We start from the raw sequence: 23,678 nt of genomic DNA on the forward strand, positions 1-23,678 counted from the left end.
CGATGGAATTTCACCTTGACGCAACTTTCTTCGCCTTTGTCGGCCTCGTCCTCTTCCTGGCGCTGGTCGTCTACCTGAAGGTTCCGGGCATGATGGCACGGTCGCTCGACGACCGCGCCGACCAGATCCGCAACGAACTGGCCGAAGCCAAGCGTCTGCGCGAGGAGGCCCAGCACCTGCTCGCCGAATACCAGCGCAAGCGCAAGGAAGCGGAAGCCGAAGCGGCTCACATCGTTGCCGCCGCCGAGCGCGAAGCCGAAATGCTGACCACTGAGGCGAAGAAGAAGACGGAAGAATTCGTCGCCAACCGCACGGCGCTTTCCGAGCAGAAGATCAAGCAGGCCGAGGCCGAGGCGATGAAGGCGGTGCGTTCCGCCGCCGTCGATCTTGCAATCGCGGCCGCCGAAACGGTGCTCGCCAAGCAGGCCGATGCCAAGGTCCAGTCCGAGCTCTTCGGCAATGCCGTCGGCCAGGTCAAGACACGGCTCAACTGAGCTGTTTTCGAAAAGATTGAGAGCGAAGGCCGGGCATGTCCCGGCCTTTCTTTGTTGATAAGGCCTGTTTTTGCTCGGTCTCTTGCGGAGCAAGGTCGGTGTTCCTCATCCACCGTCCGCCCCTCACTGGCTGCCGCCACCGTCTCCCCGTAAACGGGGCGAAGGGACCAAGCCGAGACGTTCCGTTCCGCGCCGCCTCTCTCATGGCGCGTCCCCTCTTCCCTTCGGGACGGAGAGGGCAACACCATGCAAGAGTGAGCTGGAAATGGAGAGGGCGGAGGGGGACGGAAAGGCTTCGGCATGTCCCCTTCGCCCCGTTTACGGGGAGAAGGTGCCGGCAGGCGGATGAGGGGCTGATCGGCAGTCTGACGGAGGGATATACCGGCCTTTTCTTGACGACCTAGGAGATCAGCTCATCCATCTCTGGACCGTCCTCGACCTTGCGCAACGGCCTAAAACTCATCCGATGCAGGGAGCAGGGGCCGTGTTTCTCGATGCCGGCGCGGTGCTGTGCCGTGCCGTAGCCCACATGCGCGGCAAAGCCGTAATCCGGAAATACATGATGCGCCCGCGCCATCATCCGGTCGCGTGTCACCTTGGCGACGATCGAGGCGGCGGCGATCGAAACCGAGCGGGCATCGCCCTTGACCACGGCCTGTCCAGGGCAATCGAGGCCGGGCGGCACGTCGAGGCCGTCGGTCAGCACGTAGCTTGCCGGAATGGCGAGGCTGCAAATGGCGCGGCGCATGGCGTCGAGGCTTGCCTTGCGAATATCCGTCTCGTCGATGCGCGTCGAGCTGGAGGAGGCGATGGAGACGGTGGCGGTTGCCAGGATCTGCACGAACAATTCCTCCCGCCGTTGCGCCGAAAGCTGCTTGGAATCGTTCAGACCCTCGGGGATGCGCTTGGGATCGAGGATGACGGCAGCGGCGACGACGGGTCCTGCCAGCGGCCCGCGGCCCGCCTCATCGGCGCCGGCGACCGGCCAGTGGCCGGCCTTGCGGGCTTTGAGCTCGAGCTTGAAATCCGGCACGAGCGGAGCCGTGTCGAACAGCAGGGGAGAATCGGGTGGCGTGCGAGGTTTCATGCGGCTGAACCTCGCACGCCAACCCGATTTCCCGCAAGTCCCCGGATCAGGGCGGCGGCCGGGGACCGGTCCGGCGGATGGTGGCAGTCAAGGCCATCCGCGGGAATTGCGCTCGGGGCTCGAAAACAGGGCGGTTTTTCTGAGCAGCCGATGCGCAAGCTCGAAGCAATTCCAGGAAAAGTGTGAAGCGGTCTTGCTGGAATTGCGTAAACACAAAAGGTCAAAGAAACGACAGCTGCACGCCGCTGCCATCGGGCGGAATAAACAGATCGTCGCGCAGCGGCACGCTGCGTCGCGTCAGGCCGAAACGCCGGGCGGCCATCTCAAAGCGCCTTGCGATCTGCCAGGCATAGGGACCGGCGCCCTTCATGCGCTTGCCGAATTCGGCATCATAATCCTTGCCTCCGCGCATCGAGCGCACCAGCGACATCACATGCCGGTAACGATCGGGATAATGCTGCAGCAGCCAGTCACGAAACAGCGGGCTGACCTCGAGCGGCAGCCTCAGGATGACGTAGCTCGCCTCGGCAGCGCCAGCAGCCTTGGCCGATTCGAGGATGCGCTCCAGCTCATGATCGTTCAGCGCCGGAATGAGCGGGGCGGCCATCACGGCCGTCTGTATGCCGGCTTCGGCAAGCGTGTGGATTGTCTCCAGCCGCCGCGGCGGCGTGGCGGCACGCGGCTCCATCGTCCGGGCTAGCTTGCGATCGAGCGTGGTCACCGAGATGCCGACGCGCACCAGGTTCTTGGCTGCCATCTCCTGCAGAATGTCGAGATCGCGCAGGATCATCGCCGACTTGGTGACGATCGACACCGGATGGTTCGCCTTGTTCAAGACCTCGAGAATGCCGCGCATGATGCGCCACTCCTTCTCGATCGGCTGATAAGGGTCGGTATTGGTGCCGATGGCGATCACCCGCACCTTGTAGCCGGGCTTGGCGAGTTCTCGCTCCAGCAACTTTGCCGCATCCGGCTTGGCAAACAGCTTCGTCTCGAAATCGAGCCCGGCGGACAGTCCCATATAGGCATGCGTCGGCCGGGCGAAACAATAGATGCAGCCATGCTCGCAGCCGCGATAGGGATTGATCGAGCGGTCGAAGGAAATATCAGGCGATTCGTTGCGGGTGATGGCCGTGCGCGGTTTCTCGATCTGCACCTCCGTCTTGAACGGCGGTAGCTCTTCCCAGGTCTGCCATCCGTCGTCGAAGCTCTCCCGCTGCAGTGCCTCGAACCGCCCTGTCGGGTTCAATCCCGCCCCACGGCCGCGCCGCCGATCGACCTCGACTCTCAAACCGGAGGAAACGATCATTGCATCGGCAATATCTGCCGTATTGGCAGGCGCGAATGCGGCCTGCCCTGCCAGGGACTGCTCTCTCATCGGATTCTCCCGCGGCGGAAAGCCATTGCTCCCGCCCGTTTTGATGATTAAATTCCTATCGGTAAAAGCAGAACAATGCAAGAACAAAATGCGGAAAACGGTGCTGGCAAAAATTTGTGCGGCGCATTATGAATAGTCGATGTTGACGGTTGTTCTCGAATGCCATGATCAGGAATCTGAGCTGGCGCAGACTTTATCGGTACTGGTGGCAGGCGCGGTGGAAGGGCTTGTCAGCGATGTGATCGTGCTCGATCACGGCTCGCGCGACGGTACCTCACGAGTGGCCGACGCTGCCGGCTGCCGCTTCCATTCACAATGGGATATCAAGGACATCGTCCGCTCCGCCCGCGGCGAATGGCTGCTCTTCGTCGAGCCGGGCGCCAGACCGCAGGCCGGCTGGATCGATGAGATCGCCGAATATGTGGCGCTGAACAAGCTGCCGGCGCGCTTTACCGCGTCGAGGGGCTATCGGCGCCCGTTCTTCCAGCGTGTCGGCCGCACCGTACCCCCGCTGGAGCTTGGTTTCCTCGTGCCGAAAAAGCTGGCGCTCGCCACCGCCAAAAGCGGGATGGCTCTTACGGAATTCGTCAAAGGCCAGAAGCCGCGCAAGCTGGCGAGCGAACTCATTCCCTCCTGGGTCGCCCGCGCCGCACGGTAGGTGCCGCGATACTCTCCATGGCTCTCGCAAAAGATGGCGCCCAATAGGATTTCGCGCTATAATTCAAATATGGCGCCGTCGAAGCGCCGCGCTTCGCAACGGAATGGCCATGGAATGCCGGTGAGCGGCAGAACAGGTCCGCGAAAATCTCCTCTTCTGCCGGGTTCCCGGCGAAAGGAGGTGCGTCATGACACGCGGTATGATCTACGGCGTACGCGGTATGATCTACGGCCTGCTGGCCGTCATATTGCCGGCTTTGGTGATCGCGCATCCGCATTCGGCAGCATCGCAGACGATGCTCAGTTGCGCAGGCCGATCCGAGGTTATCAAGTTCCTCGACAGGAACTTCGCTGAAAAGCTCACGGCTGTCGGACTGGTCAACCAGAACGCCGTCCTCGAAGTCTACGCCGCCGAAAGCGGAACCTGGACACTCGTCGTCACGGATGTTCACGGCATAAGCTGCATCCTGCTGTCGGGTGACAGCTGGGAAACAATGCCGGCTCTGCCGGGCCTTGCCACATAGCGAATTCTATTTGGTCGCGCCGCGTTTCAGATGCTCGTCCAGACGCGGCATGATCTCGACGAAATTGCAGGGCACGCTGCGATAGTCGAGCTGTCCTTTCAGAATGCCGTCCCAGGCATCCCGGCAGGCGCCGGGCGATCCCGGCAGTGCAAAGATGAAGGTGGAATTGGCAACGCCTGCCGTCGCGCGCGACTGGATCGTCGCCGTGCCGATCTTCTCGTAGGAGATGCGGTGGAAGACGGCGGAAAAGCCGTCCATGCGCTTTTCGAACAACGGCTCCACCGCCTCCGGCGTCACGTCGCGGCCGGTAAAGCCGGTACCACCAGTGGTGATGACGACGTCGATGTCTTTGCTCTCCGTCCAGGCCTTCACCCGTGCGGCGATTTTCTCGCGATCATCGGGCACGATCGCCCGGTCGACCAGCCTGTGGCCGGCCTCGGTGATTCGCGCCGCCAGCGTGTCGCCTGATTTGTCCGTCTCCGGCGTGCGCGTATCCGAGACGGTGAGAATCGCGATGCCGACGGCGATGAAGGGCCGCTTTTCGTCCAGACCTGCCATCACCTGCCTCCCGAAACCGTTTCCGTCGCCTGGAAATACCAGTCCGGCCGCTCGCCGTGAAGACCTGCCACCGCCTCCTGCGCTGCGGCCATAGTAGCAAAGATCCCGAAACAAGTGGCGCCGGAGCCGGACATGCGGGTGAGCAGGGCGCCGCGGGCTTGCAGCGTTGCCGAGATCGCCGAAATCTCGGGCACGAGTTCGCGTGCCGGCGGCTCCAGGTCGTTGCGGGCGATGCTGATCGCCGCGAGCCAGTCGGCAGTCCCAGCAAGATTTGAAGCCAGGTTCAGCGCCGGATTGTTCTTCGCGGCCAGCCGCCGGAAAACCTCCGGCGTCGAGACGCCTTTCAGCGGATTGGCGAGCACCATGGCAAAGGCGGGCAGACCCGGCACGGCTTCGATCTTTTCACCGATGCCGCGGGCAATCAGCGGCCGGCTCTCAAGGCACATCGGCACATCGGCGCCGAGCCTCAGCGAGAGGTTGGCAAGCGCTGAAGCCGGCAAGCTCATGCCCCAGAGCCGCATCAGGCCGCGCAGCGTCGCGGCCGCATCGGCCGAACCGCCGCCGATGCCGGAGGCGATCGGCAGGTTCTTTTGCAGGTGGATATGGACCGGGAAGGCGAGGGCGCCGACCGCTTCGCGCAGCAGATCGCGCGCCCGCAGCACCAGATTGGTGCCACCATCGCCGGCAAGCGTTTCGCCGAAGCGGCCCGACAGGGTGAAGGTGTCGGCCTGCGAAGGCAGGAAGCCCAGCCGGTCGCCGCAATCGGCGAAGGTCACCAGCATGTCGAGCAGATGATAGCCATCTGCCCGCTGGCCCGTCACATGCAGGGCGAGGTTGATCTTCGCGCGCGCCTCTTCGGTGACGCCGAAAGCCTCGGCCAGGCCCTCTTCAGGCATATTTTCGGCCCGTCAGGATTTCTTGTCGACCGGCGGCGGGGTGACCGGTGCCGGGTCCGGCTGCTTCTTGTCGGCCGCCTTGGCATCGTCGCTGACGGGAGGCAGGCCGTTGGCGACTTTGTCCTTGATCTTCGGAATTTCGGTGGCTTCAGGCTCGGAGCTGAGCGCCCGGTTCCACTGATAGACGGCCTCGAGCTTGCGGCCGACGCGCCAATAGGCATCGCCGAGATGGTCGTTGATCGTCGCATCGCCGGCCTTGATCTGGGCGGCCCGCTCCAATTCGTCGACGGCATCGTCGAAGCGGTTGAGGCGGAAATAGGCCCAGCCGAGCGAATCGATGATGTAGCCGTCGTCGGGGCGAAGATCGACGGCCTTCTTGATCATGCTGAGGCCTTCGTCGAGGTTCCGGTTCATGTCGATCCAGGAATAGCCGAGATAGTTCAGCACCTGCGGCTGGTCGGGGTTGAGCTCCAACGCCTTGCGGAAGTTCGGTTCGGCCTGGTCCCACTTCTTCAGCCGCTCATAGGCGATGCCGCGCTGGAAGAAGACGCTCCAATTGGCGCGGCCGGGAATGGGGCCGATCGCTTCGACCGCCTTGTCGTAATTGGCGGCCATCGCCTCGTAGTCCTTGGCGTCGGAGAGCACGCTGCCATAGGCCAGGTAGCTGCGGATGTCCTTCGGGTCGGAGGCGATCAGCGCCTGCAGATGCTTGCGTGCCTCGTCCACCTTGCCGCCCTGGGCAAGGGCAAGGCCGAGCTGCAGCTCGGAGATGCGCCGCATCGGCGAATTTTCCGGCACCTGCTTGTAGAGCGCGATGGCGCGGTCCATCTGGTTCTGCTTCTCGGCGATACCGCCGAGCAGCACCAGCGTATCGGCGCTGTTCGGATCGAGCGCATTGGCCGTCTGCAGGTACAGCGAGACGATGTCCTCGGCGCCGTCGCGGTTCAGCGCGCCGCCGACCGAAAACAGCACGCCGGCAGCGCCTTCTTCGGCGGTCTTGACCTGCTGTTCCTGCTTCTGGTCTTTTTCGATGCTGTCGCGCAGCGCGTTCAGCGGCGCATAGTTCGGCAGCAGATTGTCGCCGACGGACACGGCGTCGAGCGCCTTCTGCTTGTTGCCCTGCTGGGCTTCGAGGCGGGCAAGCGCCATCACCGCGCGCATGAAGGTGTCGGGCGCCGTCGCACCGCCCTCCTTGTCGAGCACGGCATCGTTCAGATGCTTTCGGGCGGATTTCACGTCGCCGGTGGCGATGGCGATGGCGCCGGCATTGTAATTCTGGAAGATGCGGAACCAGTCCGGTCCCTTCATCTTCTCGACCATGGTGAGTGCTTCCTTGCCGCGGCCGGCGCCAACGCGGGCCCAGGCGAGCAGCAGGTCGTTCATCATCCGGTCGAGATCGTTCGGCCCGTTATATTTGAGGATGGCCTCGGCGGTCTTGTAGTCGTCACGGCGCACGGCATCCATGCCGCGCACGATCGTGGTGATGCGCTCGACGGAAGGATCGCCCTTCAGGTCGTTGGCATATTTGACGCCCTCCTTGATGTCGCCGTTGAGCAGCAGCGAGATCATCAGCCGCTGGCGAATCTCCGGATTGCCGGGCTCGATCTGCAGCGCCTTCTTGTAGAGTTCGATCGCCGTTGGGTAATCATGATCGACATCGGCCGTGCGCGCCGCGAGGAAGGCACCGGAGAAGGAGGTGACGCTGTCGGCATCGAAGCTGTCGGTCTTGCCGGCATCGCCCGTCTTGGCCGCATCCTCGGCGTTCACGCCGGCGACGCCGCCGAGCGAAAGAACAGCCACTAGCGCTGCGCTCGTAAGAAGACGGATGGCGAATCTCTGCCGCATTAGGGAAACCTTTCTTCGAGAGCGTCCCGGCGATGATGCCGGTCGCAAAATCAGTTGTGATCACTGATTCATAACAGGATGGCTTTTTTGAAGCGGCGCCGCAAGAAAATCAGCCTGCGATCAAGGACGTTTGATCAGTTGACGCGCTCGATGCAGAAATCGATCACTTCCATCAGGGCGGATTTCCAGGCCGTATCGGGGAGCGGTGCAAGCGCGTCGCGGGCGATCGTGCCGTAATGGATCGCCCGGCCGATCGTGTCGCTGAGCGTCCCATATTTGGTGATCAGCCCCAGCGCTTTTTCCAGGTTGGCGGCGGTGCTGTTGCCGGCTTCGATCGCATCGCGCCAGAAGGCGCGCTCGTCCTCGGTGCCGCGGCGATAGGCGAGAATAACCGGCAGGGTGATCTTGCCCTCGCGGAAATCGTCGCCGACATTCTTGCCGAGGTCGGCCGCCTTGCCGCCATAGTCGAGCGCGTCGTCGACCAGCTGGAAGGCGAGCCCGAGATTCATGCCGTAGGACTTCAGCGCGTTGCGGCCGGATTTGCCGGCCTCTGCGACAATCGGCCCGACTTCGGCGGCGGCGGCAAAAAGCGCCGCCGTCTTGGCGCGGATGACGGCGAGATAATCGTCCTCCGTCGTCTCCATGTTCTTGGCGACGGAAAGCTGCAGCACTTCGCCTTCGGCGATCACGCAGGCGGCCGAGGACAGCACGTCGAGAGCATCGAGCGAGCCGACTTCGACCATCATGCGGAAGGCCTGGCCGAGCAGGAAGTCGCCGACCAGCACGCTTGCCTGGTTGCCCCAGATCATCCGCGCTGTCGATTTGCCGCGGCGCAGGTCGCTTTCGTCGACGACGTCGTCATGCAGCAGCGTTGCGGTGTGCATGAATTCGACCGAGGTCGCGAGTTTGACGTGATTTTCGCCTCTGTAGTCGAACAGCGAGGCGGCGGCCAGCGTCAGCATCGGCCGCAGCCGCTTGCCGCCTGACGAAATCAGATGGTTCGCCACCTCAGGGATCATCTGCACGTCGGAGCCGGCCTTGGACAGAATGAGCTGGTTTACTCGCTCCATATCAACCCTGGTGAGATCGACCAATGGCTTGATGGATGCCAGTTTGTTTTTGCTTTCTTCAAGCGGTATGACCACGCCCAACGACCCGGACTCCTGTTCATTCATTGCACCTGACAATAGAAAGGGGCGATGCAGGCGGCAAGGGGTGAATTGTCGCGCTGAACGAAATTGGAAGGAAAACGACGGCAAATGCATGAGCTTATCCGCGCCAACGACCCCGTTCTGCTCTCTTATGCCGAGAGTTTGATGAAGGATGCGGGAATTCACTGCTTCATCGCCGATCAGGGCATGAGCGTGCTGGAAGGCTCGCTCGGCATGCTGTCGCGCCGCCTGCTGGTGGATGAGGAGATGGCCGATCAGGCGCGCCGCATCCTCACCGATGCCGGTCTCGGCGGCGAGTTGCGCGAGCGGAAGTGAGCTCCGATGACCGGGGAACCCATTGACACCATCGATGCCTTTCATCGCGGCGCCTTCCATGTGGTGCAGCCGAAGGGCAGGGGCCATCGTTCCGGCATGGATGCGATGCTGCTTGCGGCTCTCGTTGCCGACGATCGCCCGGTCAGGGTTGCCGATCTCGGCGCCGGCGCCGGCGCTGCCGGCCTTGCCGTCGCCTCGCGGCTTGCCGAGACGCAGGTTGTGCTCTTCGAGCGCTCGGCCGAGATGGCCGATTATGCCCGCCGCAGCATCCTCTTGCCCGACAATGCCCATGTCGCGGGCCGCGTCAGCGTCGTCGAGGCCGATGTAACGCTGACCGCCAAGGCGCGCAACGATGCCGGTCTCATCGATGAGAGTTTCCATCACGTCATCATGAACCCGCCCTTCAACGACGCCGGCGATCGGCGCACGCCGGATGCGCTGAAGGCCGAAGCCCATGCGATGACCGATGGCCTGTTCGAAAGCTGGATCCGCACGGCGGGCGCCATCATGATCCCGGGCGGGCAGTTGTCGCTGATCGCCAGGCCCCAGTCGATCGCCGAGATCATCGATGCCTGCGGCCGGCGCTTCGGCGGCATCGAAATCACCGCCATCCATCCGCGTCCGGGTGAAAATGCCGTGCGCATTCTGGTGACTGGTATCAAGGGGTCGCGGGCCCGGCTGTCGCTGCGGGCGGCCCTCATCATGCACGAAGAGGGGAGCCACAAGTTCTCCCCTCTCGTCGATGATTTCAACAATGGCCGGGCGGCTTACCGTAGGATTTAGCCGGTGACGAAGTCGAAGAGCAGCTTGACGTTCAGCCCGGCGATGACGACCGCGATCATATAAGCGATGCCGCTCAGCCAGCGTGGCGCCACGAGTTCGCCCATCTTGGCCTTGCTGGCGGTGAACATCACAAGCGGGAAGACCGCGAAGGAAAGCTGCAGGCTGAGCACCACCTGCGTGAGGATCAACAGCTCGGCCGTGCCCTTGTCGCCATACCAGATGGTGACGATCGCCGCCGGCACGATGGCGATGGCGCGGGTGATCAGCCGGCGTACCCACGGCTTCAGCCGGATCTTCAGGAAGCCTTCCATGACGATCTGGCCGGCAAGCGTTGCCGTCACCGTTGAATTGAGGCCGCAGCAGAGAAGCGCGATGCCGAACAGCGTCGGCGCGATGGCAAGGCCGAGCAGCGGCGACAGCAGCGAATAGGCATCGCCGAGCTCAACGACATCGGTCTTCCCATGCGCATTGAAGGCAGCCGCCGCCAGGATCAGGATCGAGGCGTTGATCAGCAGCGCAAAGCACAGCGCCACTGTCGAGTCGATCGTCGCAAAGGTCAGCGCCTCCTTCTTCTCCGGAATGGTGTGGCCATAGGCCCGCGTCTGCACGATGCCGGAATGGAGGTAGAGATTGTGCGGCATCACGGTGGCGCCGAGAATGCCGAGCGCCAGATAGAGCATCTCCGGATTGGTGACGATCTCGGTGGTCGGGAAGAAGCCGGTGAGGACGGCGCCCCATTGCGGATCGGCAAGCAGGATCTGCACGCCGAAGCAGATCGCGATGCCGCCGAGCAGCGCGATGATGAAGGCCTCCACCCAGCGGAAACCGAGCTTCTGCAGGAAGAGGATGACGAAGACGTCGAGCGCGGTGATCAGCACGCCGAGTTCGAGCGGGATGCCCATCAACAGGTTGAGGCCGATCGCCGTGCCGATCACCTCGGCGATGTCGGTGGCGATGATGGCGATCTCGGCAAAGGCCCAGAGCGGCACCGAGACATATTTCGGAAAGGCGTCGCGGCAGGCCTGTGCGAGGTCGCGGCCCGATGCGATCGCCAGGCGTGCGCAGAGCGATTGCAGCACGATCGCCATCAGGTTGGAAAGCAGGGCGACGGTCAGCAGCGCATAGCCGAATTTCGAGCCGCCGGCGAGCGAGGTCGCCCAGTTGCCGGGGTCCATATAGCCGACGGCGACCATGTAGCCCGGCCCGGCGAAGGCTGCCGCCCGCCGCCATGCCGAGCTGTGACGCCCCGTTCCGACGGTGCGGTAGACATCCGATAGCGATGCCTCGCCGCGTTCGTGCCGCCAGCCGCGGTTTGCATTCGGGTTTAGGGCGTCCATGCGTTTTCCACCTGTTTATCTCGCGTGCACTATGACGGATTAGAATGATAATGCAAGTCATTCGCAACAAGAAAATCAAACTGCATGTTTTGAGAACGCGGCCATTGCGTTTGTCGTTCCAGCGCATACATGGATGCCGATCGCGATTGACGATCAGACGACGCGAAGCGAAGGATTAGAGATGGCCGGATTGTTGAGAAAACTGCTGCCGAAACGGTTCCGCAAGGATGGCGTCACCATCCCGGTCGTCCGGCTGCAGGGCGCGATCATCAGCGGCGGCGGCCAGTTCCGGCCGGCTCTCAATCTCGCCAATGTCGCGCCGGTGCTGGAAAAGGCCTTCGCCATGAAGGACGCGCCGGCGGTTGCCATCTCCATCAATTCGCCGGGCGGCTCGCCGGTCCAGTCGCGGCTGATCTTCACCCGTATTCGGGAGCTTGCCCGCGAGAAGCAGAAGAAGGTTCTGGTCTTCGTCGAGGACGTCGCCGCTTCCGGCGGTTACATGATCGCGCTTGCCGGCGACGAGATCATCGCCGACGCCACCTCGATCGTCGGCTCGATCGGCGTCGTTTCCGGCGGTTTCGGTTTTCCCGAATTGCTGAAGAAGATCGGCGTCGAGCGCCGCGTTTATACCGCGGGTGAAAACAAGGTGATCCTCGATCCTTTCCAGCCGGAAAAGGAAAAGGACATCGAATACCTGAAGAGCCTGCAGCTCGAAATCCATCAGGTCTTCATCGCGATGGTGCGCGAGCGCCGCGCCGGCAAGCTGGGGGACGACGCGGCGGTCTTCTCCGGCCTGTTCTGGAGCGGCACGCGCGGCCTCGAACTCGGCCTCATCGATGGCCTCGGCGACATGCGCCAGGAACTGAAGCGGCGCTACGGCCAGAAGACCAAGCTGGAGCTCGTCACTGCCGGCCGTGGCCTGCTCGGCCGCCGTATCCCCGGCGTATCGCCGGTCTCGCTCGAAAGTGCGGCATCCGGTCTCGCGACGGGGCTTGTCGAAGCGGCCGAAGAAAGAGCATTGTGGAGCCGTTTCGGGCTTTAAGGAGAGCAGGAGAGGGGAATGGCGCAGCTTATCACGATCCTGGTCCTGGTCTTCTCAGCCTGGTGGCTCTACCGCCGCTTCGTCTCCGATGCCCGCAAACTCGCCGAAAAGTCGCGCCGCGCCGAAAAGGAGCGCCAGACCGGCGCCATCGGCACGCTGGTCAAGGATCCGGTGACGGGGGAATATCGGCTGAAGCGCGATGAGGAATAAAATCACGAGCACGAAGTAAGGCGCCGCGACTGCTCTGCCCATCCGGCTCTCTCGGCCGCCGCAAAACTCTTGACCCCCGCCGCCCTCCATGGCACCTGTCGCGCCGATAATTCCCAAGCAATCGGTGCCGTTCGATGTCAGCTATCCCAGACCATATGAACCCGAAGCGCTCCTTCCAGGCGCTGATCCTGACCCTGCATAGCTACTGGGCGGACAAGGGTTGCGCGGTGCTGCAGCCCTACGACATGGAAGTCGGCGCCGGCACCTTTCACCCGGCCACGACGCTGCGCGCCCTCGGCCCCAAGCCGTGGAAGGCGGCCTACGTCCAGCCCTCCCGCCGCCCGTCGGACGGCCGTTATGGCGAGAACCCGAACCGACTGCAGCATTATTACCAGTATCAGGTCATTCTGAAGCCGAACCCGCCCAACCTGCAGGAACTCTATCTCGGCTCGCTGGCCGCGATCGGTCTCGATCCGCTGCTGCACGATATCCGTTTCGTCGAAGACGACTGGGAAAGCCCGACGCTCGGCGCCTGGGGCCTCGGCTGGGAATGCTGGTGCGACGGCATGGAAGTCTCGCAGTTCACCTATTTCCAGCAGGTCTGCGGCATCGAATGCTCGCCGGTCGCAGGCGAATTGACATACGGTCTCGAGCGCTTGGCCATGTATGTCCAGGGCGTCGACAATGTTTATGACCTGAACTTCAACGGCCGCGAAGGCGACGAGAAGATCAGCTATGGCGACGTCTTCCTGCAGGCCGAGCAGGAATATTCGCGTCATAATTTCGAATTCGCCAATACCGAGATGCTGCATCGCCACTTCGTCGATGCCGAGAAGGAGTGCCGGGCACTGCTCGATGCCGGCGCGCCTGGTGACAACGCCAACCAGCGCCTGCACAAATGCGTCTTCCCGGCCTATGACCAATGCATCAAGGCCAGCCACGTCTTCAACCTGCTCGACGCCCGCGGCGTCATCTCGGTCACCGAGCGCCAGAGTTACATCCTGCGCGTTCGCACGCTTGCCAAGGCCTGCGGCGAAGCCTTCCTGCTGACCGATGCCGGCGGCGTCAACCTGTCGAAAGAGGCGGCGTAAAAGCCGCTTCTTTAAATTTCATCGCTTCCGAGACTGTGCGTCTTTTACGCGAGCCGCTCGATGACTATCTTATCGGCTGTTTCGATCAGGTATAGATTCGGTCTGTCTTTTGAAGAGCGGTATTCTTTATTTTAAAATCCTATTCATGAGCTTCGCAGGCGGGATGCCGCGAATTTTCTCATGGCTCATGTCATGCGCAATTCTGGTCTTCCTGACCTCGTGTAGCGATTTTGACAAGGAGTTTACTGTCCAGTCGGCAAAAAGCGCGGTCAACGTGTCCCCCGACGGCACTGCCTTGGTTTCGGAACGCTTCGACATCTCCGTCAAGAAAGCGGAAAATTACGGCGGCGTTTACGTCGATATACCTCAACGTTTCACGGATGCGTCAGGCGGTGCTCACTGGCGGGATTTCAATCTGGTAACCGCCCAGCGTGACGGTGGTGACGAACATTACTTCAAAGAAAACAACGTGCCGGGCTATTCGATCTATATTGGCGAATGGCACTGCAAGAACTGTCGTGCCGACCTGCCCCCCGGCCCCGGCAACATAGAGATCGCTTACCGCCTGGGGCGCCTGGTCCGTGAGGAGGGCGATCGTCAGGTGCTTTTCCTCCCGGCCTATATGGGGCGCATTCACGGCCAGGGTGCGAGAAAGATCGTAACTCTCACGATCCCGCCGGGCGGAGTGCTGCGCCGTTCGCATCTTGACCCGCCGGCCTACGAGATCACACAGAACGCACCGAACGAGATCCTGGTGTCCATTGCAGCAGGGAAGGGAGACCGGGTTCTGCCGGACATCGAGATCGACTATCCCCGAGGAACGTTCCTGAGTGGGACGAGCGACAAGCTCGTGCGCTGGTGGCTCTCCGACCACTTTCTCGCATTCATAAGCATTTTAGGGCCGCTGATCGCCAGTCTGTTTGTAGCGTTGAGATTGTCGCTCGGCCGGCGCTCGCCTCCAGCTTTGACAGGCCTCGATAGCAAAACGACGGAGGGCATATCCCCGGCGCTCGCCGCCTATCTGTTCCGAAACTGGAAGGCGGGTGCGGCAATGGCAGCTTTTACGGCGTCTGTCTGCCATCTCGCAGTGAAGCGAAAGTTTCGCATTTCCGGCTTTGGCGAAGATGCCGAGGCTTCGGATTTGTCTGCCAAGCAAGCGCGCGGGAAACGCAAGGTGACCGGCGCCAGATGGTATAGCCTTCCCGATGCAACACGTCTGGTATTTGAGCGGATTGAAAGAGAGCGGCCTGTCGATGACAGGCGCAGGGTTCTATATGCCTGGTATGGCCTCGAAGATGAATTGCACAAGACAGTCGTTGCGGAATATCAGAAGCTCAGAGGCAAAGATCGGTGGGTTTCGCGAGCTATTTTCTCCATTCTGACTCTTGGCATTGCTGTCGCCTATTTTCTCGGGCCTTTTGATTTTTTCGGCAGCCATCTGCGGCATATTGCTGACGTCTTTGGGTGCCGTCTCGGCGTTGCTGCGCCCAGAGGAGCGCCCAAGCCTCGCGGACTTCAGGCAGGTATTGGGAGTATGTCTCGGTCTTCCGGTGCTGATGATTCTTTCGCTTTACTACATTGGGACCACCGAGGTGATCAGCGAGCAGCAGCCATATCTGGTGGCGATCTTGCTGGATATTGCGGGCATCATCGTCGTCGCGGCAACGCTGCGCGTGCCAACGCCGAAGCAGCGCGAGATCCGCGATAACGTGCTGAGTTTGGACCGTTATTTGCGGGGCGAGATTGATGGCCCGGCAATGTCGACCGAGTGCTACGAGCACCATCTGCCGTTCGCTGTTGCGCTTGACGTCGAGCGTTGCTGGACGGAACGCTTCAATGTCTGGCGAGAGAGCGAAAGGATGGATGCCTATGCTCCCGACTGGCGGATAAGCTCTTCGACCAAAGGTATTTTCAAAGTCTTCGTGAAATCGGCCGAAGAATGACCACGCCAAGATGACTTTGTTATGCCGAATCACTAACGTGCGATCATCAAATCGGGGAGCTGATCTGCATGTATGTGATACTGGCTATTATCGTTGTCATCGCACTCTACGTCGTCTTCATCTATAACGGCCTGGTTCGCGCGCGGCAGATGGCGGAAGAGGCCTGGTCGGGCATCGACGTCCAGCTCAAGCGCCGCGCCGATCTGATCCCGAACCTGATCGAGACGGTCAAGGGTTATGCCGCCCATGAAAAGACCACGCTCGAAGAGGTGGTTTCGCTCCGCAACAAGGCGCAGGCCGTGCCATCAGGCGATGTTGCGGGCAGGGCGCAGGCGGAAGGCCTGCTCGGCCAGGCGCTCGGCCGGGTTATCGCGCTCGCCGAAGCCTATCCCGATCTCAAGGCCAACCAGAACTTTGCCGAGCTCCAGGCCTCGCTCGAAACCATGGAAGGCGAGCTGCAGATGGCGCGGCGTTATTACAATGGCGCCGCCCGCGACCTGAACGTCAAGGTCGAAAGCTTCCCCTCCAATCTCGTCGCCGGCCAGTTCGGTTTTGCCAAGCGGGAATATTTCGAAATCACCAACGAGGCCGACCGCGCCGTCCCCAGCGTGAAATTCTGACGATCCGGCATTTTGCCTTTGCGAGAAAGAGATTAAGAGCAAGGGCAGATTTGCGGCCGGAAAGGGTCGTCTCATGGACGGAAGACATAGCATGAAAAGCACAGCCAAACTCACAATCATCCCGCCGGGCAAGCCGCTTTCGGGTCGCGCCATGCCGCCGGGCTCCAAGTCGATCACCAACCGCGCACTGCTGCTGGCAGGCCTTGCCAAAGGCACGAGCCGGTTGACGGGTGCGCTGAAGAGCGACGATACGCGTTACATGGCTGATGCGCTACGTGCCATGGGGGTTTCGATCGACGAGCCCGATGACACCACCTTCGTCGTCACCGGCAGCGGCAGGCTCAAGCCGCCGAAGGCTCCGCTCTTCCTCGGCAATGCCGGCACGGCGACACGCTTCCTGACGGCGGCCGCCGCCCTTGTCGACGGCACCGTCATCGTCGATGGCGACGAGCACATGCGCAAGCGCCCGATCGGCCCGCTGGTCGAGGCGATGCGCACGCTCGGCATCGACGTCACCGCCGAGACTGGCTGCCCGCCGGTCACCGTCAAGGGCACCGGCCGCTTCCAGGCCGATCGCATCCGCATCGATGGTGGCCTGTCCAGCCAGTATGTTTCGGCGCTGCTGATGATGGCAGCCGGCGGCGACCGGCCGGTCGACATCGAACTCGTCGGCGAGGATATCGGCGCGCTCGGCTATATCGATCTGACCACGGCGGCGATGAAGGCTTTCGGCGCCAAGGTCGAGAAGACCAGCCCGGTCACCTGGCGCGTCGAGCCGACCGGCTACCGCGCCGCCGATTTCATCGTCGAGCCGGATGCCTCGGCCGCGACCTATCTCTGGGCTGCCGAGGTTCTCACCGGCGGCGCGATCGATCTCGGTGTTCCCTCCGATACCTTCTCGCAGCCGGATGCGCGCGCCTATGACATCATCGCCAAATTCCCGCATCTGCCGGCAGAGATCGACGGCTCGCAGATGCAGGATGCCGTTCCGACGCTGGCCGTGCTTGCCGCCTTCAACCAGACGCCGGTTCGCTTCGTCGGCATCGCCAACCTGCGCGTCAAGGAATGTGACCGCATCCGGGCGCTGTCCACCGGCCTCAACCGCATTATTTCGGGGCTTGCCCGCGAAGAGGGCGACGATCTGATCGTGAGCTCCGATCCAGCCCTTGCGGGCAAACGCCTGCCGGCCGAGATCGACAGCTTCGCCGATCACCGCATCGCCATGAGTTTCGCGCTCGCCGGCCTGAAGATCGACGGCATCACCATTCTCGATCCCGATTGCGTCGGCAAAACCTTCCCGGCCTATTGGCGCACACTCGCCGCCCTCGGCGTGACATATCAGGACAACGATTGACGGAAAACACGCAGCCGAGGCTGCCGGCGGGGAGACTGGGATGGGGCGTCGGCTTTTCGGATTGTGTTTTGCACTGCTGTTGATGCTTGCCGCTCCGGCTGCCTTTGCCGCCGAGGTGATCGACAGTTTCGCCTCCGACATCGCGCTCGAAAAAAGCGGTGCGATGACGGTGACGGAAACAATCACCGTCAATGCCGAGGGCAACAGGATCAACCACGGCATCTTCCGTGACTTCCCGCTCTATTTCACCGATGCCTCAGGCCGCCGCCGCAGCGTCGATTTCGATATGGTGTCGGTCCAGCGCGACGGTGCTAACGAGCCTTGGCATACGGAATCGATCTCGGGCGGCATCCGCATTTATGCCGGTTCTGCCGATGTGACGGTGACGCCGGGCCGTCATCGCTACGTCTTCACCTACAGAACCAACCGCCAGATCCGCTATTTCGACGATCATGACGAGCTCTATTGGAACGTCACCGGTAATGGCTGGATCTTCCCGATCCGCTCGGCGACGGCCACGGTGACGCTGCCGCCGGGTGTCACTGCCACCGAGACGACCTTCTTCACCGGCCGGCAGGGCGCAACTGGAAAGAACGCCCGCGCCAGCGAGGCCGGCGCCGGCATCGTTTTTTCCACCACCGCGCCTCTCGGTCCTAACGAAGGTCTGACTTTCGCGATCCGCATGCCGAAGGGCTCGATCGATCCGCCGAGCACGGATATGGAAAGCACATGGTGGCTGAAGGACAACCGCGATTATTTCATCGGCTTCGGCGGCCTGATCCTGGTTTTCGCCTATTATCTCAGATCATGGCTGAAGGTCGGCCGCGATCCTGCCCGCGGCGTCGTCGTGCCACGCTGGGACGCGCCTGACGGCATTTCGCCGGCACTGGTCAACTACATCGACAATAAGGGCTTTTCCGGCGAGGGCTGGACCGCCCTTTCCGCCACCGCGCTCAATCTTGCGGTTCGCGGTTACGTCAAGCTCGAAGATCTGAAGAATTCGATTGTCATCCGCGGCACCGGCAAGGCGCTCGGCAAAGAGAAATTCCAGGCCGGCGAGATCGAACTGCTGAAGGCCGCTGGCGGCGCCGGCAAGACGCTGACGATCGACAAGGCCAATGGCGAGCGGGTGAAGTCCGTTGGACAGGCTTTCCGCTCGGCGATCGAGAAAGAGCACCGCGGCAAATATTACAATTCCAACCTCGGTTATACCACGGGCGGCATTGCGCTCAGCGCCGCCGCCCTGGTGGCGCTGTTCGTCTTTGGGTCGCTGCAGCCCGACACCATCGCGCTGATGCTGATCCCGATCGGCATCTCGGTCTTTGTCGCGGTGTTCGTCGCCGGCTTCGTCAGGTCGCTGCATCGCGGCAGGTCGCTGTTCGGCAAGATTATCGCCATCATTGCCACGGCGATCGGCGTTTTCGTCGGCATCAGCATCCTGGCGACCGTGGTCCTGGCGCTTGCCTCGTCGCTGGTGGAACTGCATGAAACGCCGATGCTCTTTGCCGTCGGCGGCATAGTACTGCTCAACATCCTCTATTTCTTCATCATGGGCGCTCCGACCCCGCTCGGCGCCAAGATGATGGATGGCATAGACGGCTTGCGCCAATATCTGACGCTGGCCGAGAAGGATCGGATGAACACGGCAGGCGCCCCACAAATGTCGCCGCAGCATTTCGAGACGCTGCTGCCCTATGCGGTGGCGCTCGGCGTCGAAAAGCCGTGGTCGCGCACCTTCGAAACCTGGCTTGCGGCCGCTGCCGCCGGTGCGGCTGCGGCCTATACGCCCGCCTGGTATTCCGGCAATTTCAACAGCGGCAGCTTTTCCGATCGTATCGGCGGCTTTTCCTCGTCGATGGCCTCGACCATCGCGTCGACGATTCCGGCACCGCCGCCGTCGAGCTCATCCTCCGGTTTTTCCGGCGGCGGCTCGTCGGGCGGCGGCGGCGGAGGCGGGGGAGGCGGCGGCTGGTAAGCTTTCCCGCTTGACCTTTTAGCCCTTGGCCCTTAACCGCCAGGGGCAAAAGGAAAGGGTTGCGCATGAAGGTTCTGTTGATCGGATCGGGCGGACGTGAGCATGCGCTCGCCTGGAAGCTGGCGCAATCGCCGTTGATGAGCGAATTCTACGCCGCGCCCGGCAATCCCGGCATTGGCGAACACGCCGTCCTCGTGCCCATCGACATCGAGGATCACGAGGCGGTCGCCGCCTTCTGCAAGGACAAGGCGATCGATTTCGTCGTCGTCGGCCCGGAAGCGCCGCTGGTGGCCGGCCTCGCCGACCGGCTGCGCGCCGATGGTCTTGTGGTTTTCGGTCCTTCCGCTGCTGCCGCCCAGCTCGAAGGCTCCAAGGGCTTCACCAAGGATATCTGCGCCCGTTACGGCATTCCCACAGGCGCCTATCAGCGTTTCAACAATGCGCCGAAGGCCAAGGCCTATATCCGCGCTCAAGGCGCGCCGATCGTCGTCAAGGCCGATGGCCTTGCCGCCGGCAAGGGCGTGACGGTGGCGATGACGCTGGATGAAGCCTTGGCCGCGGTCGACGACTGCTTCGAGGGCGCCTTTGGCGCCGCCGGCGCCGAAGTCGTCGTCGAAGCCTATCTCGACGGCGAGGAGGCGAGCTTCTTCTGCCTCTGCGATGGAAAACATGTGCTGCCGCTCGCAACCGCCCAGGACCACAAGCGGGTGGGCGAGGGCGATACCGGCGTCAATACCGGCGGCATGGGCGCCTATTCGCCGGCGCCCGTGATGACTGCCGAGATGGTCGAGCGTACCATGAAGGAGATCATCGAGCCGACGATGCGCGGCATGGCCGAGAGCGGTCATCCCTTCTCCGGCGTGTTTTTCGCCGGGCTGATGATCACCCGGAAGGGGCCGGAGCTGATCGAATACAATGTCCGCTTCGGCGATCCCGAATGCCAGGTGATGATGATGCGGTTGAAGAGCGATCTGCTGCCGCTGCTGCTTGCCACCGCCAACGGCACGCTCGATCAGGTAACCGCAGAATGGAACGACGATCCGGCCCTGACGGTGGTCATGGCCTCCAAGGGTTATCCCGCCGCCTACGAGAAGAACACGCCGATCCTTTCCCTGCCGGATGCGGGCGAGGGCGAGAAGGTGTTTCATGCCGGCACGGCTCTGAAGGACGGCGTGCTGGTCGCGACCGGCGGCCGTGTGCTCAACGTCACCGCCACGGGCGGCACGGTGGCCGCGGCCAAGGACCGGGCCTACGCGCTGCTCGACAAGGTGAGATGGGAAAACGGCTTCTGCCGGCGCGACATCGGCTGGCGGGCAATCGAGCGCGAAAAAGCCTGAGATACGGTATAAACCACCGCATTCTTTAAATTTTTACCCTTTCCCCTGACGGGATGGAAACAAAGCTCCGTTATACCGCCCCTACGGTAAGACGGAGGTGCGTTGATGCGTCAGATTTTCCTCGGTGCGGCAATCCTGCTGATGGCAGGCTCAGCAATGGCGTCCTCGATAGAGGTGGTCGGCAAGACTGCTCCGCGCGCTGAAGGCAGCATCGTCACCGAAAGCTGTGCCGATTGCCCGCCGCTCCAGGCCGAGCTGACCAAGAAGGACTATACGGTGCCGGAACTGAAGCCCGGCGTCCTCCAGGCGAGTGAAATCCGTGATGTCGGCGGCGAAAAGAAGATCTACCGCACCGAAGGCTGGATGGGCGGCTCGCCGGTCGTCTTCGTCAGCAAGGCGACCCCGGAAGCGATGGTTGCGGCAGCACCGTCCGCCCCGCCGGCTGACGGCATCGACATGAACGCCCAGACCGCGGCCGTCATCGGCGGCGACGTCAAGCCTGTTGCAGCTGGCATGACTGAACAGCCGGCAACCCTCAACGTTTCCGAATTCAAGCTGCGTTTCTAAAAAGTTCCCTGCCCCCGCCTGATCAAGGTTTCGATCGTTTGGGGGTCCACCGCAGGTGGGCCGAATGCACCCTCGATGAGCAGCGGGGGTGCATTCCTGTTTTGATAGGGCTGGGCAAGCTGAAATTTCCAACACGAGCGATCTTGCGATCATCGGATGAAATCCGACGCTGCGCTGTATAATTTGACCCCTTGATTTTTAGGGAAATCTGCATCGCTTTTAATAAAGTTAAAGCTTTTTTATAGGGTGGGCATCAATTGTAACTTACCCGGTCGCAGCATGTTTGTTTTAGCAGCGGTAGACGCGCGGCCTTGTTTGGCGCGCTCGCACAGGCGGTAGAAAACCGCACCGGAATGCAGCCCACCATTCCCGTTGCGAGGCGTCATGAAAAATTTGAAGATATCGAAGCAGCTCATACTGCTGGTCGTCGGCCTGATGATTGCTTTTGCGATCGCCACGTCCCTGCAGATCCGCTCCTCGGTCGATGCGATCTATAAGGAGCGCTACGACATGCTCCGCGCCGAGGTTCAATCGGCGGTGTCCGTTCTCAAGCTTTACCAGGCCAAGGTAACCGCGGGCGAAATGACGCTCGAGGATGCCCAGAAGCAGGCCTACGCCACCGTCAACGGGATGAAATACGATCCCGACGGCTATTTCTTCGGCTATAGCTACGACGTCCAGATGATGTTCCACTACGATGCGGCGAAAGTCGGGCAGAACCTCAAGGGTCAGGCCGACAGCAAAGGCAAGCTCTACCGCGAAGAGCTGGTCAAGCTCGGGCAGCAGGGCGGCGGCCTCGTCGAATTTTATTCCACCAGTAAACCGGGCCAGCCGGCCGGTGATTACCGCAAGACGGCCTATGGCCAGGCCTTCGACCCATGGAAAGTCGTTGTCGTCACCGGGGTCTACATGGACGATCTCGATGCTCAGATAAACAGCACGATCCTCACTGCGCTCTCCGGCAGCATCGTCCTGTTCTTCCTTGCCATGGCAGCGGCCTACGTCGTGATCCGCGGCATATCGGGACCTCTCAACAACGTCCATGCCGCCCTGAAGGCCGTCGCCGAAGAGGACGTTTCCATCGCCATCCCGCATATCGGCATGAACAATGAAGTCGGCATGATGGCAAAGGCGACGCAGTCGCTGCAGGAAAAGATCCGGGAACGCCATGCTATGTCGGATCGCGAGGCGGCCCAGCAGCTGGCGCTGGAAAACGAGCGGGAGAACAATCTGCGCCAGCAGCAGGATGAAACAGCGCTGCAGGCGCGTGTGGTGGCGACGATCGGCCAGGCGTTGGAGATGATCGCACGCGGCGACCTCACCGTCCGCTGCGCCGATCTCGGCCAGAAATACGCCGCCCTGCGCGAAAACTTCAACGATGCGCTGTCGCATCTCGAAGCCGCCATGGCCAAGGTCAGCGCCAAGGGCACCGACATCGGCACCAGCAAGGAAGAGATCCGCCGCGCCTCCAACGAGCTGTCGCAGCGCACCGAGCGCCAGGCCGCCAGCCTGGAAGAGACTTCGGCTGCTCTCGACGAGCTCACCGTCGCCGTCCGTCAGACGGCCGATGGCGCCCATGAGGCGAGCAAGCGCGTCCACTCGGTCAGCACCGAAGCCAACCATAGCGATGCGATCGTCACCCAGGCGATCGAGGCGATGAGCGGTATCGAGAAGTCGTCGTCGGAGATCACCAAGATCATCGGCGTCATCGACGAGATCGCCTTCCAGACCAACCTGCTGGCGCTGAATGCCGGCGTCGAGGCGGCCCGTGCCGGTGAATCCGGCAAGGGTTTTGCCGTCGTCGCCCAGGAAGTGCGCGAACTTGCCCAGCGCTCGGCTGCTGCGGCCAAGGAGATCAAGGACCAGATCGCCCGCTCCTCCAGCCAGGTCGACCATGGCGTCCGCCTGGTCGGCGAGGCCGGCGAGGCGCTGAAGCGTATCTCCGACCAGATCAAGGCCGCCAACGAGATCGTCGCCAAGATCGCCCACAGCGCTTCCGAGCAGGATACGACGCTGCGCTCGATTTCCTCCTCGATGAACCAGCTCGACGCCGCCACCCAGCAGAACGCCGCCATGGCCGAGGAGACGACGGCATCGGCCGAAACGCTGGCCAGCGACACCGACGAGCTGATCGACCTCATCCGCGGCTTCCGCGTCAGCGGCGAAGGTGCTGCCCCGGCTGCGCATCAGGGTCGCCGCGCCGCTTAAAGCAACTCCAGGAAAAGTGCGAAGCGGTTTTCCGTCAGGAATTGCGTAAAGACAAAAACGGCGAGGCGCCAAAGGCGTTTATCACCAAATTCTCAGCGGCCGTCGGTTCTCCGGCGGCCGTGCCGTTTGTCGATGCCGCCGTTTCAACGATTCCTCACGCTGGACAGCACCGGAACTGCTTGCTTATGGATGCTCAGGTCAAGCTCACGCCTACGGTTTGCGCCGATGGCTGCCCCTCACCCTAACCTGCGAGAGGTGAGCGAGGAATAGAGAGGTCGCGCCATC

Annotated in this window: 21 protein-coding genes and 1 pseudogene; 15 read left to right on the plus strand and 7 right to left on the minus strand. The window is 62.2% G+C overall.

The annotated features are described in order from the left end of the window. Positions 1 to 2: 2 nt before the first annotated feature. A complete protein-coding gene (locus QMO82_RS27495; RefSeq protein WP_183605868.1) occupies positions 3 to 494 on the plus strand; it encodes a F0F1 ATP synthase subunit B in 492 nt (163 codons plus the stop codon). A 400-nt stretch (positions 495 to 894) separates the two neighbouring features. On the opposite strand, the gene QMO82_RS27500 is transcribed toward QMO82_RS27495, so the two are convergent. Together QMO82_RS27500 and QMO82_RS27505 are read right to left on the minus strand one after the other, a co-directional pair. Continuing rightward, positions 895 to 1,581: a ribonuclease HII gene (locus QMO82_RS27500; protein ID WP_183605869.1), complete on the minus strand. Its 687-nt coding sequence runs from the start codon at positions 1,579 to 1,581 to the stop codon at positions 895 to 897. 220 nt (positions 1,582 to 1,801) lie between these two features. Beyond that, positions 1,802 to 2,959 (minus strand): PA0069 family radical SAM protein, encoded by a 1,158-nt coding sequence (locus tag QMO82_RS27505; protein WP_183605870.1) that lies wholly within the window; start codon positions 2,957 to 2,959, stop codon positions 1,802 to 1,804. A 139-nt stretch (positions 2,960 to 3,098) separates the two neighbouring features. Here QMO82_RS27505 and QMO82_RS27510 point away from each other — a divergent pair, with 139 nt between their 5' ends. Together QMO82_RS27510 and QMO82_RS27515 are read left to right on the plus strand one after the other, a co-directional pair. Continuing rightward, the gene (locus QMO82_RS27510; RefSeq protein ID WP_183605871.1) at positions 3,099 to 3,617 is read left to right on the plus strand and encodes a glycosyl transferase; all 519 of its coding nucleotides are present in this window, start codon (positions 3,099 to 3,101) and stop codon (positions 3,615 to 3,617) included. A 187-nt stretch (positions 3,618 to 3,804) separates the two neighbouring features. After that, positions 3,805 to 4,140, plus strand: a complete 336-nt coding sequence (locus QMO82_RS27515) for a hypothetical protein (RefSeq protein ID WP_183605872.1) — start codon at positions 3,805 to 3,807, stop codon at positions 4,138 to 4,140. A gap of 6 nt (positions 4,141 to 4,146) precedes the next feature. On the opposite strand, the gene moaB is transcribed toward QMO82_RS27515, so the two are convergent. The 4 genes from moaB to QMO82_RS27535 all read right to left on the minus strand — a co-directional run bounded on the left by moaB (position 4,147) and on the right by QMO82_RS27535 (position 8,590). Then, positions 4,147 to 4,698, minus strand: a complete 552-nt coding sequence (gene moaB, locus QMO82_RS27520; RefSeq protein ID WP_183605873.1) for a molybdenum cofactor biosynthesis protein B — start codon at positions 4,696 to 4,698, stop codon at positions 4,147 to 4,149. Continuing rightward, the gene (locus QMO82_RS27525) at positions 4,698 to 5,594 is read right to left on the minus strand and encodes a 4-(cytidine 5'-diphospho)-2-C-methyl-D-erythritol kinase (RefSeq protein WP_283196554.1); all 897 of its coding nucleotides are present in this window, start codon (positions 5,592 to 5,594) and stop codon (positions 4,698 to 4,700) included. Before QMO82_RS27525 ends, moaB begins: the two co-directional genes overlap by 1 nt. A 12-nt stretch (positions 5,595 to 5,606) precedes the next feature. Next, positions 5,607 to 7,439 (minus strand): tetratricopeptide repeat protein, encoded by a 1,833-nt coding sequence (locus QMO82_RS27530; RefSeq protein ID WP_183605875.1) that lies wholly within the window; start codon positions 7,437 to 7,439, stop codon positions 5,607 to 5,609. 134 nt (positions 7,440 to 7,573) lie between these two features. Continuing rightward, positions 7,574 to 8,590: a polyprenyl synthetase family protein gene (locus QMO82_RS27535; protein WP_183605876.1), complete on the minus strand. Its 1,017-nt coding sequence runs from the start codon at positions 8,588 to 8,590 to the stop codon at positions 7,574 to 7,576. A gap of 108 nt (positions 8,591 to 8,698) precedes the next feature. On the opposite strand from QMO82_RS27535, the gene QMO82_RS27540 reads away from it, so the two are divergent. Then, on the plus strand, positions 8,699 to 8,926 hold the full coding sequence (locus tag QMO82_RS27540) for a DUF2007 domain-containing protein (RefSeq protein WP_003545870.1): 228 nt from the start codon (positions 8,699 to 8,701) through the stop codon (positions 8,924 to 8,926). Between the two features lie 6 nt (positions 8,927 to 8,932). Beyond that, complete coding sequence (locus tag QMO82_RS27545) at positions 8,933 to 9,709, plus strand: tRNA1(Val) (adenine(37)-N6)-methyltransferase (protein ID WP_183605877.1); 777 nt, start codon at positions 8,933 to 8,935, stop codon at positions 9,707 to 9,709. On the opposite strand, the gene QMO82_RS27550 is transcribed toward QMO82_RS27545, so the two are convergent. Continuing rightward, on the minus strand, positions 9,706 to 11,046 hold the full coding sequence (locus QMO82_RS27550) for an Nramp family divalent metal transporter (protein ID WP_283196555.1): 1,341 nt from the start codon (positions 11,044 to 11,046) through the stop codon (positions 9,706 to 9,708). The two genes, QMO82_RS27545 and QMO82_RS27550, sit on opposite strands and share 4 nt — an antisense overlap. Positions 11,047 to 11,227: 181 nt before the next feature. Between QMO82_RS27550 and QMO82_RS27555 the strand changes: the two genes are divergently transcribed. The 10 genes and pseudogenes from QMO82_RS27555 (at position 11,228) to QMO82_RS27600 (ending at position 23,393) form a co-directional block, all read left to right on the plus strand. Next, complete coding sequence (locus tag QMO82_RS27555; protein ID WP_183605879.1) at positions 11,228 to 12,088, plus strand: S49 family peptidase; 861 nt, start codon at positions 11,228 to 11,230, stop codon at positions 12,086 to 12,088. Between the two features lie 18 nt (positions 12,089 to 12,106). Beyond that, positions 12,107 to 12,298, plus strand: a complete 192-nt coding sequence (locus tag QMO82_RS27560) for a hypothetical protein (protein ID WP_003584596.1) — start codon at positions 12,107 to 12,109, stop codon at positions 12,296 to 12,298. Positions 12,299 to 12,432: 134 nt separating this feature from the next. Then, positions 12,433 to 13,389, plus strand: coding sequence for a glycine--tRNA ligase subunit alpha (locus QMO82_RS27565; protein ID WP_183605880.1), 957 nt, complete (start codon positions 12,433 to 12,435; stop codon positions 13,387 to 13,389). 163 nt (positions 13,390 to 13,552) lie between these two features. Next, a pseudogene (locus tag QMO82_RS27570) lies at positions 13,553 to 15,332 on the plus strand (DUF2207 domain-containing protein). 68 nt (positions 15,333 to 15,400) lie between these two features. Then, a complete protein-coding gene (locus tag QMO82_RS27575) occupies positions 15,401 to 15,952 on the plus strand; it encodes a LemA family protein (protein ID WP_183605881.1) in 552 nt (183 codons plus the stop codon). A gap of 91 nt (positions 15,953 to 16,043) precedes the next feature. Further along, positions 16,044 to 17,306 carry a 3-phosphoshikimate 1-carboxyvinyltransferase gene (locus QMO82_RS27580; RefSeq protein ID WP_183605882.1) on the plus strand — a complete coding sequence of 421 codons (1,263 nt, stop codon included), beginning with the start codon at positions 16,044 to 16,046 and terminating at the stop codon, positions 17,304 to 17,306. A 40-nt stretch (positions 17,307 to 17,346) separates the two neighbouring features. Continuing rightward, positions 17,347 to 19,281, plus strand: a complete 1,935-nt coding sequence (locus QMO82_RS27585) for a DUF2207 domain-containing protein (protein ID WP_183605883.1) — start codon at positions 17,347 to 17,349, stop codon at positions 19,279 to 19,281. 65 nt (positions 19,282 to 19,346) lie between these two features. Beyond that, the gene (purD, locus tag QMO82_RS27590; RefSeq protein ID WP_183605884.1) at positions 19,347 to 20,618 is read left to right on the plus strand and encodes a phosphoribosylamine--glycine ligase; all 1,272 of its coding nucleotides are present in this window, start codon (positions 19,347 to 19,349) and stop codon (positions 20,616 to 20,618) included. A 105-nt stretch (positions 20,619 to 20,723) separates the two neighbouring features. Then, positions 20,724 to 21,185: a plant virulence effector HPE1-like domain-containing protein gene (locus QMO82_RS27595; RefSeq protein WP_183605885.1), complete on the plus strand. Its 462-nt coding sequence runs from the start codon at positions 20,724 to 20,726 to the stop codon at positions 21,183 to 21,185. A gap of 384 nt (positions 21,186 to 21,569) precedes the next feature. Next, positions 21,570 to 23,393, plus strand: coding sequence for a methyl-accepting chemotaxis protein (locus tag QMO82_RS27600; protein ID WP_183605886.1), 1,824 nt, complete (start codon positions 21,570 to 21,572; stop codon positions 23,391 to 23,393). Positions 23,394 to 23,678: the final 285 nt, after the last annotated feature.

It is taken from the genome of Rhizobium sp. BT04, from assembly GCF_030053135.1.
Classification (GTDB): Bacteria; Pseudomonadota; Alphaproteobacteria; order Rhizobiales; family Rhizobiaceae; genus Rhizobium; species Rhizobium binxianense.

What these genes read in the sequence shown, in the direction of transcription:
- QMO82_RS27560 (WP_003584596.1), top strand. Translation starts at nt 12,107, where the DNA reads ATGGCGCAGCTTATCACGATCCTGGTCCTGGTCTTCTCAGCCTGGTGG.
- QMO82_RS27585 (WP_183605883.1), top strand. Translation starts at nt 17,347, where the DNA reads ATGGGGCGTCGGCTTTTCGGATTGTGTTTTGCACTGCTGTTGATGCTT.
- QMO82_RS27515 (WP_183605872.1), top strand. Translation starts at nt 3,805, where the DNA reads ATGACACGCGGTATGATCTACGGCGTACGCGGTATGATCTACGGCCTG.
- QMO82_RS27580 (WP_183605882.1), top strand. Translation starts at nt 16,044, where the DNA reads ATGAAAAGCACAGCCAAACTCACAATCATCCCGCCGGGCAAGCCGCTT.
- QMO82_RS27505 (WP_183605870.1), bottom strand. Translation starts at nt 2,959, where the DNA reads ATGAGAGAGCAGTCCCTGGCAGGGCAGGCCGCATTCGCGCCTGCCAAT.
- QMO82_RS27530 (WP_183605875.1), bottom strand. Translation starts at nt 7,439, where the DNA reads ATGCGGCAGAGATTCGCCATCCGTCTTCTTACGAGCGCAGCGCTAGTG.
- QMO82_RS27575 (WP_183605881.1), top strand. Translation starts at nt 15,401, where the DNA reads ATGTATGTGATACTGGCTATTATCGTTGTCATCGCACTCTACGTCGTC.
- QMO82_RS27540 (WP_003545870.1), top strand. Translation starts at nt 8,699, where the DNA reads ATGCATGAGCTTATCCGCGCCAACGACCCCGTTCTGCTCTCTTATGCC.
- QMO82_RS27545 (WP_183605877.1), top strand. Translation starts at nt 8,933, where the DNA reads ATGACCGGGGAACCCATTGACACCATCGATGCCTTTCATCGCGGCGCC.
- QMO82_RS27510 (WP_183605871.1), top strand. Translation starts at nt 3,099, where the DNA reads ATGTTGACGGTTGTTCTCGAATGCCATGATCAGGAATCTGAGCTGGCG.
- QMO82_RS27565 (WP_183605880.1), top strand. Translation starts at nt 12,433, where the DNA reads ATGTCAGCTATCCCAGACCATATGAACCCGAAGCGCTCCTTCCAGGCG.
- QMO82_RS27550 (WP_283196555.1), bottom strand. Translation starts at nt 11,046, where the DNA reads ATGGACGCCCTAAACCCGAATGCAAACCGCGGCTGGCGGCACGAACGC.
- QMO82_RS27595 (WP_183605885.1), top strand. Translation starts at nt 20,724, where the DNA reads ATGCGTCAGATTTTCCTCGGTGCGGCAATCCTGCTGATGGCAGGCTCA.
- purD (WP_183605884.1), top strand. Translation starts at nt 19,347, where the DNA reads ATGAAGGTTCTGTTGATCGGATCGGGCGGACGTGAGCATGCGCTCGCC.
- QMO82_RS27495 (WP_183605868.1), top strand. Translation starts at nt 3, where the DNA reads ATGGAATTTCACCTTGACGCAACTTTCTTCGCCTTTGTCGGCCTCGTC.
- QMO82_RS27600 (WP_183605886.1), top strand. Translation starts at nt 21,570, where the DNA reads ATGAAAAATTTGAAGATATCGAAGCAGCTCATACTGCTGGTCGTCGGC.
- QMO82_RS27500 (WP_183605869.1), bottom strand. Translation starts at nt 1,581, where the DNA reads ATGAAACCTCGCACGCCACCCGATTCTCCCCTGCTGTTCGACACGGCT.
- QMO82_RS27525 (WP_283196554.1), bottom strand. Translation starts at nt 5,594, where the DNA reads ATGCCTGAAGAGGGCCTGGCCGAGGCTTTCGGCGTCACCGAAGAGGCG.
- QMO82_RS27555 (WP_183605879.1), top strand. Translation starts at nt 11,228, where the DNA reads ATGGCCGGATTGTTGAGAAAACTGCTGCCGAAACGGTTCCGCAAGGAT.
- moaB (WP_183605873.1), bottom strand. Translation starts at nt 4,698, where the DNA reads ATGGCAGGTCTGGACGAAAAGCGGCCCTTCATCGCCGTCGGCATCGCG.